The organism is Schaedlerella sp. (genome assembly GCF_056796775.1).
On sequence record NZ_JBQIKP010000087.1, the window covers coordinates 1 to 8,630 of the forward strand.

An 8,630-nucleotide genomic window follows, 5' to 3' on the forward strand; every position below is an offset into this window, starting at 1 on the left:
TTATTAAAATATTTTCTCCGAGGTTTGGAGGAAGAGATAAAAAAGAAAAACAGAAAAAGAGCGGAAATATGGGCTTTAAAGAGTTTCCGAGACCGCTCGCTATGAGGAATGGAGGGGAGAAACCAATGGGGCAGATTGTTACAATGAATCCGATCGCGCATATCTGCGGCAGTTTCCCGGAAAAGTTCGGGATCCCGCGGCAGGGAGGGCTGGCGGATACAAAGGCAAAGATCATATTTGAGCCGGAATACCGTGCGGCGGAAGCCTTCCGGGGGCTGGAGGAATATTCACATATCTGGCTTTTATGGGTGTTTTCGGAAAGTGCGGGCAGACCGTGGTCGCCGACCGTACGGCCGCCGCGCCTGGGCGGGAATCTCCGCAAGGGGGTATTTGCCACCCGATCTCCCTTCCGGCCAAATCCCATCGGTCTCTCCTGTGTCCAGTTGGAAAAAGTGGAGCTGGATACCCCGGAAGGGCCGGTGCTGCATGTGCTGGGAGCAGATCTGCTGGATGGAACTCCAATACTGGATATCAAGCCATATCTGCCTTATGCGGACAGCTATCCGGAGGCGGCGGGAGGCTTTGCGGACAGGGTAAAGGAGTATGAGCTGGAAGTGGATTTCCCGGAGGAACTGAGAGCAGATGTGGCGGAGGAAGAGCGCCGTATCATCTGCCAGCTTCTGGCACAGGACCCAAGGCCCTCGTACCAGCAGGATCCGAAAAGGGTGTACGGGATGCGGTATGCGGACATGGAAGTGAAATTTACTGTAGAGGATCAAACCGTACATGTTGTGAAGATTATAAGGATGTCAGAAAGCTGCTAATCCGAAATCTCAATTTTATTGCAATAAATTGCATAAAACTGAGATTTCAAATCGCAACCGCACAGCTGGAAAATTTTTATCAAATAGCCCGGCGGATGTTTTATGAAAGGAAGAACAAATCATAAGACATCTGCCGGGCCGTTTGATTTTACAGGACAAGATCCGCGATAAATGTGATCGCCGGGATCGTGAATACAGACAAAACCGTACTGAATGAGAAAATCTCGGAGGCATAGGTATAATTGCGTTTAAACCGGATGGCCATCATGGTCAGGGTCGTTGCGGTAGGGCAGGCGGCAGCCACCAGTGTGGTATATGCCACATCCCGGTCAACCGGAATGAGTGCCAAAAATACAAGCACGGCAAGCGGCATTACGACCAGCTTCATGAAGCTGATCCAGTAGGTGCGGATGTGGATAAATATCTTTTTCAGATCTGCCTGGGCAACGGAAAAACCGGCGATCATCATGGCCAGCGGGGTATTCATGTCCGCGATATAGTACATGGAATCGATCAGCGGAGAAGGAATACGGATCTGCAGAAAGAACAGGATTACTCCGATGACCGTACAGACCACGATCGGGGCAAGAAGCCCTTCCTTCAGACGCTTTGCCGAGAACTTCCCGTTCAGCAGGATCAGGCCGTGGGTCCAGGTCAGGATATTGAATACGGTCATATACGCAGTCAAAAGAAACACACCCTTGCTGCCAAGGACACTGTTGATCAGAGGAATCCCGATAAAGCCGCAGTTGGAATATGCGGCGGCAAAGCGTTCCAATGCATACTCCGGATTCTTTTTTTCAGGAACCAGAAAATGGGCAATAAAAAAGCCGATCACATGCGCGATCACAGCAACAGCAAATGCGGCAAGGAGTCCGCGCACCAGACTAGGGTCGTAATCCGTCTGGAATACGGTGATGATCAGGCAGGGATTGACCACCATCAGTAGAAGGTTGGAAAAATTCCGGTTTCCTTCCTGGTTGATGATATGCAGGCGGTAACAGAGGAACGCAAGGATCATAATGAACAGCATTTTGATCAGTTGATTCATAATCAGGATAAACATGGATAAAATCCTTTCTCTACGGTAGTTCCCTGCAGCAGCCGATCTAGTACAGCATTGCATCATTAACGGTGAAGACTGCACCTGATATTTATGCAACGCTGTACTGGCACACATGTATACAACAGGGATGTGGCTGCTGCGGGGAGATGATCATGAAAACAGGGATGCAACCAGTTCACTGACCAGTTTCCCGTCAGCCTTTCCCTTTACCCTCGGCATCAGCTCCTTCATGATCCGGCCTTTGTCCTTTGCGGTCGGAGCATCGATTCCAAGAGCGGATAACACCTCCTGGATGACAGCCTTGATCTCCTCAGTATCCATCATCTTCGGCGCATATTCTTCCAATACGGAGAGACGCTTCGTACATTCCTCAATAATATCCGTGCGGTCCGCCGGAGTGGTATCCAGTGTTTCCTTTGTCTGCTTGATCTCCTTTAAGATCACCTGCACCTCTTCCTCCTCGGTCAGATCGGCACGCTTGTCGATGGCCTTGTTCTTCAATGCGGTCAGAAGCGCGGACAATGTGGCCTTTCGTTCCTTTTCTCCGGCCTTCATGGCAGTGACCATATCTTTTCTTACTTCTTCAATCTTGCTCATAACAGTATCCTCCTTATTTCAAATGGTATCATTCATTTCGAGACAGAAAATCCGCAGGATCTATAGATCCATGCTTCGCCAGTATATCTCTGGAAATCTGTGGTATCTGCCTTTTGCGCAGGGAGTCGGACAGGTCAGCGGTTGATGCCTGACTGCAGCTCCTCCGCCCAGGACTGCAGGCTGTAGGTGTGTCCGTCGAACAGCTTTAAGATCACCCCGGTAGGATTGTCCTCATTGGCAAATGCATTTGCCTCATCCGTATCCACATGCATGGCAAGGGCAAAGGAAGGGCTGACACGGACCACCACGTCTGAAAAGATCAGGGAACGCTCAAAGCTTGTGGTGATCACGAATACAATATCATTATCCTTTACGCGGGCACGGATTGCGTCGATCGGGGTCATGTGGATATGGCGCTTTGCTACAATGACGCCCTCAGTCAGTTCCACCTGGCCTTTGGGACCCACCAGAGTGCATCCCGGGGTGCCGTTGATGTCCCCGGACTGGCGGATCACGCTGGGGATTCCCAGCTTCCGGTTGTCGGTTACAGAGACCTCCACCTGGGTTTTGGAACGGCAGGGACCGAGAACGATGACATTTTCAAAGCTCCCCTTTGGGCCGACAACGGTGAGCCGCTCCTGACAGGCATATTGTCCCGGCTGGCTCAGTTCTTTTACATAAGTAAGCTCGGCATCGGGGCCGAACAGTGTCTTAAAGTCCTCCTGCGACAAATGGATGTGGCGTGCGGAGGTCTCAATGGGTATCGTCAGACTCATAAAAATCTCTCCATCCTGTGTGCTTTTTTGCTCTTTCTGATTTTAGCAGAATAAAGCGCGGTTTTCAAGGTAAAAAATTTCTATCTTTTTCCCCGTCTTTTTCAAATAAATGCTTTAAGCGGAAGGCAAGCTGGATCTCGAACAGATCCTCCAGTAAATCTACGTCACAGTTCAGAATTTTGCTGATCGTAGCTAACCTGGCACGCAGAGTATTCTTATGGATGAATAATTTCTGCTCCGTTTCTCTTTTGGATCCATTGTTGGAGAGGTAAAGCTCCAATGTCCTCAACAGCTCGGTATGATGCTTCCTGTCATATTCCTCGAGAGGAGCGATATATTTCTGTATGAATTCTTCCAGAAATTTATAATCCAGCTCTCCGGAGTGATTGAAAAAATAACGGATCATGCCAAGCTCCTGATAAAGCATGTAGGGCAGTTCCTTCCTGGAGCCTGACAGGAAGGAGGAAGCCAGCTTTGCCTGTCGGAAGGCTTCGGCCAGATTCGAGAGCTCTGCGGGCATGCTGATCCCGATAAATATAGAGTTCGGCTTCATGGTACGGATATAAAGCTCACGTATTTTCAGAAGGTCCGCTTCCAGATGATCATACGGAAAAGGAAGCAGGACAACCTGGGCGTTCTCCTTTTCAAACATCAGGATATGCTTTGCATTCGGCAGCGTGCTGCGAACCATGGTATGAAAACGGCTGATGCGGCTGCTCTGCTGGATAAAAGAGTCAATGTTGCTGCTGGAGTCTGACTGAAAATACAGGACATAATATCTCCGATGGATCTTCTTTTCCAGAGGAGCAAGATAATGAACGGCATCCTCATGGGTAAGATGCTCCGCCTGGAGCAGCTTTTCAAACAGAAAGCTGTTGAAATGCCGTGTCGCTGTGTTGATGTCATTCTGTTTGCTGAACTGCAGGGCAACCACTAGGCTGAGCTGCTGGATCTTCATAATGATGGTTTCATCCAATTGATCTGTGGCAATATCTGTACAAAGCAAAATATAACCATATGCAGTCTCATGCAGCAGGATTGGAAACAGAAAGATCCGGATCCCCTGGGAAGACAGAAGCGGTGACAGATAGGTATAGATGGAAACCGTTTCATTGTCCAGATTGTCCATGGAGGAGCCGGAATATTGAAGCATATCCGGGACCATTTTCCGGGTATATTCCTTCCAGTCAAAGCAATCCGAATATCCGGCCAGGTGCAGGTCTGTATCAGCCACCGCAAGTATCATCTGGTTGGAATGATAGAGCTGGTTGCAGATCTCGGACAGAGAAGCACCCTCAATCATGGATTTCATCAGGGAATAATGAAAGTTTTGATTCTCTTCTATGACAAGATAGGGTTTCCGTATCATATGAGATGGCGCTTGTCCATGGAAACGGACCCCAGGTAGGCCGGATCATCCTAGTGATATAAAGAAGTCGGTATGCTATCATCCTGTTATAGGGAACCCTTACCGGCCGGTTTTACAACAAAAAGAGTATGACAGGAGATAAAAATTATGGCAGAAATAGGAAGCATGAACAAGACATGGGCTTTTATAGATGCAGTGAACGAGGATGCATTTGAAACGGAGAAATATCAGAAAGCAAATTGGGGAGAAAGATGGGCAAAGAACTGGAAAATGTAAACAGGGATTATGTCTATAATCAGGAATGTGACGCTCTTGTAGATTCAAACGGAAAAGGCTACTGGATGGGGAAAGAACCGCTGGATATTGCTAAAATGCAGGAAGAGCATGATCATCTTGCCAGTATTCTGCGCAGAGAAGGGGCAGAGGTTATTTATACGGATGCAGAGGATTACCAGACTCCGGGAGGTGAGAACCTGACTAAGCTGATTTTTTCAAGAGATCCCTTTATTGCAATACCTGGAGGCGCTGTTATCATGAAAATGAATCCGCTTATGCGGCATGGCGAAGAAAGAGTGTATCAGAGCATTCTGGCCAAAATCGGTATGCCGATCTGTGGAATGATCCGTGGAAATGGAACCGTAGAAGGCGGAAGTGTGGCAATGATCAATCCAGAAACGGCTGTAGTAGGAATTTCAAGTCGTGTCAACGAAGAAGGCGCTGATCAGCTGGAAGCTATTTTTAACGCGGCAGGTGTACGTCTGATTCGTACAGAGATGCCGGGATGGCTGATTCACGTAGACTGTGGATTTGTGATGCTGGATCGGGACGTGGCATTGATTAATCCAAATTTTCTGGCATGGGGATTTCTGCAGGAACTGAAAAAGCTGGGAGTAAAAACGATTGAGGCGGATCCCAATGAATTTTGGGCAGTTAATGTGCTGGCAGTAGCACCAGGCCGCGTGATTACTATGAAAGGAAGTGAACGGACTGCGGAAGCAATGGTAAAAAATGGAATAGAGATTGTTGATACGATTGACTTTAGTGAGATCAACAGAGGAAACGGAAGTATTCACTGCGGCACACAGCCGATCGTCCGTGAATATGAGTGAGTGATCCGGGGGCAGATAAAATGGAGAAAATATTGATTTGTGAGCGGGAAAATTGCATGGTTCCCTCTCCGGATTATATGATCCGCATGCTAAAAAAAGGGTGTCCGGACTGTAAAGTCGTAGTTTTGGGATATCAGGATGATCGGATAGAGGAATTCTACAGGGAGTTGATGGATACGACAGCGCTTCTGACAGGTTTTCTGAAAATAGATAAAGAGGTCATGGACCATGCGCCTGGATTAAAGGTGATTTCGATCATTGCTACCGGATATGACAATGTAGATATAGAAGAAGCTACAATGCGCGGAATCGGTGTCTGTCCGGTAGGAGAATACTGTACAAAGGACGTGGCAGAGCATACAATTGCGCTGATGCTGGCTTTAAACAAAAATCTGAAAGTCTACACATATGACATTGAAAAAAGGTATCAGTGGAATTTTAACAATGCCAGGACACCTATCCGCATTGAGGAACAGACATTTGGCATTTTCGGATTTGGAAAAATTGGACGTCAGGTTGCAAAGCTTGCAAAGGGACTGGGAATGAAAGTGATTGCCCACGATCCCTATGTGTCCGAAGAAACCGCAGAAGAATTAGAAGTGGAGCTTATGGAAGCAGATGATGTATATGCAAATGCAGATGTCATATCAAATCACATGAATCTCAGTGATAGAAATAGAGCGTATTTTACTTCTGTAGAATTTGCCAAAATGAAGCGAAGTCCTATTTTCTTGAATCTGGGGAGAGGTCTCAGCGTCAATGAAAAAGACTTGGCAGATGCCTTGGATCAGGGAATTGTCCGGGCGGCAGGACTGGATGTATTGACAGATGAAACCCCAAAGCTTCAAAATTATATAAATTAAAGTCAGCCCGATATCGGAGTTTCTGTTGAAAAATCGATATAGATATTATATAATCACTTTCGTCCGGAGGGCAGCAAATCCAAAGAAGGTGTTATGCCGGATAAGGCTGCAGATTGAGATATCTGCTGCTTTGTCCGGCTTTTTTGATGACTCAGGAAGCAATGCCGTCTGGAAAATGGTGAAAGGAGAGGAGCAGATGGAACGAGATATTCTTTTGCTGGGTGATCCCAGACTATATGAGATTTCAGAGGAAATAAAACGTGAGGAGTTAGACGGTCTGCGTCCTGTTATTGCGGATCTGTTTGACTGCATCAAGGGAATCCGCCGGGACTATGGATTCGGACGGGCAATCGCGGCCCCGCAGATTGGAGTGAAGAAGCGGCTGATCTGTATATTGACAGACAGGCCATATGTAATCATCAATCCAAAACTGAAATTCGTGGGCGATGAATGGATGGAACTGATGGATGACTGCATGTCATTTCCAAATCTGTTGGTCCGGGTCCGGCGCTGCCGCCATTGTATTTTACATTACATGGATGAAAATTGGGAAGAACAGGAAATGCATCTGGATGATGATATGTCCGAACTGATCCAGCATGAGTATGATCATCTGGATGGGATTTTGGCTACGATGCGGGCAATTGACAACAAATCTTTTATAATGAAGAAGGAAACGCGGAAATAACCATGGAAGGAGTGCTTTCAAATGACAGGAAAATTGACAGCTGCGATCATCACGATCACATTGGCGTTAGTGATCTATACCATCGGTGTGTGGTCAGAGCATCGAAATAAAAGACTGAAAAGAATGCATCTGGTATTCTTTTGGCTGGGGCTTTGCATGGATACAACGGGAACCCTTTTGATGGGACAGATCGCAGAGCATTCCATACTCTCAGGAGGTCTGTCTCTGCACGCTGTAACAGGAGCTCTTGCGATTGGTCTTATGATCGTACATGCTGTATGGGCGACGGTTGTTCTGATAAGAAATAATGAAGATACGGCGAAGAACTTTCATAGGTTCAGCCTTGCGGTGTGGGCAATCTGGTTGATTCCCTACATATTGGGAATGGTCATCGGAATGAGATAAAATCCCGCACTAAAATGAATGAGAAAAGTGTTTGACAAAACTTCGGATCAGGTCAGAGACCCGGGGGAGCCGCGGCACTCCCTTCCGGGCCGGATGATCCATTTCTGCCGTTTTTTCATGCCTCAGTTCGCTATGATACCATTCCCCCCAGCATCCCGCCGCCGGCGCAGAGCAGAAGCGTCGTTACCACATTTGCCCCGTTTCCCTGCAGGGAGCGGTAAACTCCCAGGGACACCAGCAAAAGAAGCGCAAAATAGAGGATGCCGCAGGTCAGCCCCCACAGAAACTTCCGGTTTCCGGATAATTTCCCGATGATAAATCCGCCTAGAAATGTGGATATGACATAGATCATGATGATCCCTGCGGCCACCTTGCCTTCGTCAATGTTGAATTTATAAAGCAGAAACGTCAGGAACAACAGCAGCAGACCGCTGATTATGTAAGCGCACAATAATGATTTGAGCATCCAGATCAATCCGTTTTCGATCTCCTGCCCTCTCTTTTTTTTATCCATTCTTTTTTCCTCCCATTCCACATTTACCGGTATCTACTGATACATTCTATGAATATCCTGAGAGAAATATGACTGCCTTACCGGAGGAAGTTCGACTGTTCAGAGAAAACACACTCAGGAATGTCAGGTGATACCTTATCGAAGAAAGCCTGCCTGCTCTGCGGGAATATACACGGAGAAACGGTTGTAACCTAAATAGGGCTGTCGGGAAATACAAATTTGCATTCGTACAATTGATAAGGTTTGACTAAATGAGTATAATTTGGAGTAGTAAAAAACAAGTTCTGAATTGTCGAAAATTTGTCTTTTATTTTTTATAATAAACCGTAGTTCCCGCTACATAATTCCCTCTACACGCCCTCAAGACAATCTGATAACAGCATAAATCCCTTTATTTATGGGATTTTCTTCCATTTTTA

The 8,630-nt window shown here is 46.9% G+C and carries 11 protein-coding genes; 6 read left to right on the top strand and 5 right to left on the bottom strand.

Annotation, left to right across the window (positions count from 1 at the left end; all coding sequences use genetic code 11):
- The first annotated feature begins 125 nt into the window (after positions 1 to 125).
- The gene (tsaA, locus tag ACTOY7_RS21115) at positions 126 to 824 is read left to right on the top strand and encodes a tRNA (N6-threonylcarbamoyladenosine(37)-N6)-methyltransferase TrmO (protein ID WP_482671862.1); all 699 of its coding nucleotides are present in this window, start codon (positions 126 to 128) and stop codon (positions 822 to 824) included.
- A gap of 148 nt (positions 825 to 972) precedes the next feature.
- Here tsaA and ACTOY7_RS21120 read toward each other — a convergent pair whose 3' ends face one another.
- From ACTOY7_RS21120 to ACTOY7_RS21135, 4 genes are all read right to left on the bottom strand, one after another.
- On the bottom strand, positions 973 to 1,890 hold the full coding sequence (locus tag ACTOY7_RS21120; protein WP_394683301.1) for an AEC family transporter: 918 nt from the start codon (positions 1,888 to 1,890) through the stop codon (positions 973 to 975).
- A gap of 150 nt (positions 1,891 to 2,040) precedes the next feature.
- Positions 2,041 to 2,487, bottom strand: coding sequence for a GatB/YqeY domain-containing protein (locus ACTOY7_RS21125; protein WP_160280835.1), 447 nt, complete (start codon positions 2,485 to 2,487; stop codon positions 2,041 to 2,043).
- Between the two features lie 134 nt (positions 2,488 to 2,621).
- Positions 2,622 to 3,263, bottom strand: a complete 642-nt coding sequence (pduL, locus tag ACTOY7_RS21130) for a phosphate propanoyltransferase (protein ID WP_394683302.1) — start codon at positions 3,261 to 3,263, stop codon at positions 2,622 to 2,624.
- A gap of 64 nt (positions 3,264 to 3,327) precedes the next feature.
- Positions 3,328 to 4,632: a PucR family transcriptional regulator gene (locus tag ACTOY7_RS21135; protein ID WP_482671863.1), complete on the bottom strand. Its 1,305-nt coding sequence runs from the start codon at positions 4,630 to 4,632 to the stop codon at positions 3,328 to 3,330.
- A gap of 147 nt (positions 4,633 to 4,779) precedes the next feature.
- Here ACTOY7_RS21135 and ACTOY7_RS21140 point away from each other — a divergent pair, with 147 nt between their 5' ends.
- The 5 genes from ACTOY7_RS21140 to ACTOY7_RS21160 all read left to right on the top strand — a co-directional run bounded on the left by ACTOY7_RS21140 (position 4,780) and on the right by ACTOY7_RS21160 (position 7,697).
- Entirely contained in the window at positions 4,780 to 4,908 is a 129-nt protein-coding gene (locus ACTOY7_RS21140) for a hypothetical protein (RefSeq protein ID WP_300884817.1), read from the top strand.
- Entirely contained in the window at positions 4,884 to 5,741 is an 858-nt protein-coding gene (locus tag ACTOY7_RS21145) for a dimethylarginine dimethylaminohydrolase family protein (protein ID WP_482671864.1), read from the top strand. The genes ACTOY7_RS21140 and ACTOY7_RS21145 overlap by 25 nt, the downstream gene beginning before the upstream one ends.
- 20 nt (positions 5,742 to 5,761) lie before the next feature.
- A complete protein-coding gene (locus tag ACTOY7_RS21150; protein ID WP_482671865.1) occupies positions 5,762 to 6,604 on the top strand; it encodes an NAD(P)-dependent oxidoreductase in 843 nt (280 codons plus the stop codon).
- A gap of 196 nt (positions 6,605 to 6,800) precedes the next feature.
- Positions 6,801 to 7,292, top strand: coding sequence for a peptide deformylase (locus ACTOY7_RS21155; protein ID WP_160280830.1), 492 nt, complete (start codon positions 6,801 to 6,803; stop codon positions 7,290 to 7,292).
- Positions 7,293 to 7,313: 21 nt separating this feature from the next.
- On the top strand, positions 7,314 to 7,697 hold the full coding sequence (locus ACTOY7_RS21160) for an HsmA family protein (RefSeq protein ID WP_482672579.1): 384 nt from the start codon (positions 7,314 to 7,316) through the stop codon (positions 7,695 to 7,697).
- A 130-nt stretch (positions 7,698 to 7,827) separates the two neighbouring features.
- Here ACTOY7_RS21160 and ACTOY7_RS21165 read toward each other — a convergent pair whose 3' ends face one another.
- Complete coding sequence (locus tag ACTOY7_RS21165) at positions 7,828 to 8,211, bottom strand: TIGR04086 family membrane protein (RefSeq protein ID WP_160280828.1); 384 nt, start codon at positions 8,209 to 8,211, stop codon at positions 7,828 to 7,830.
- Between the last annotated feature and the right edge of the window lie 419 nt (positions 8,212 to 8,630).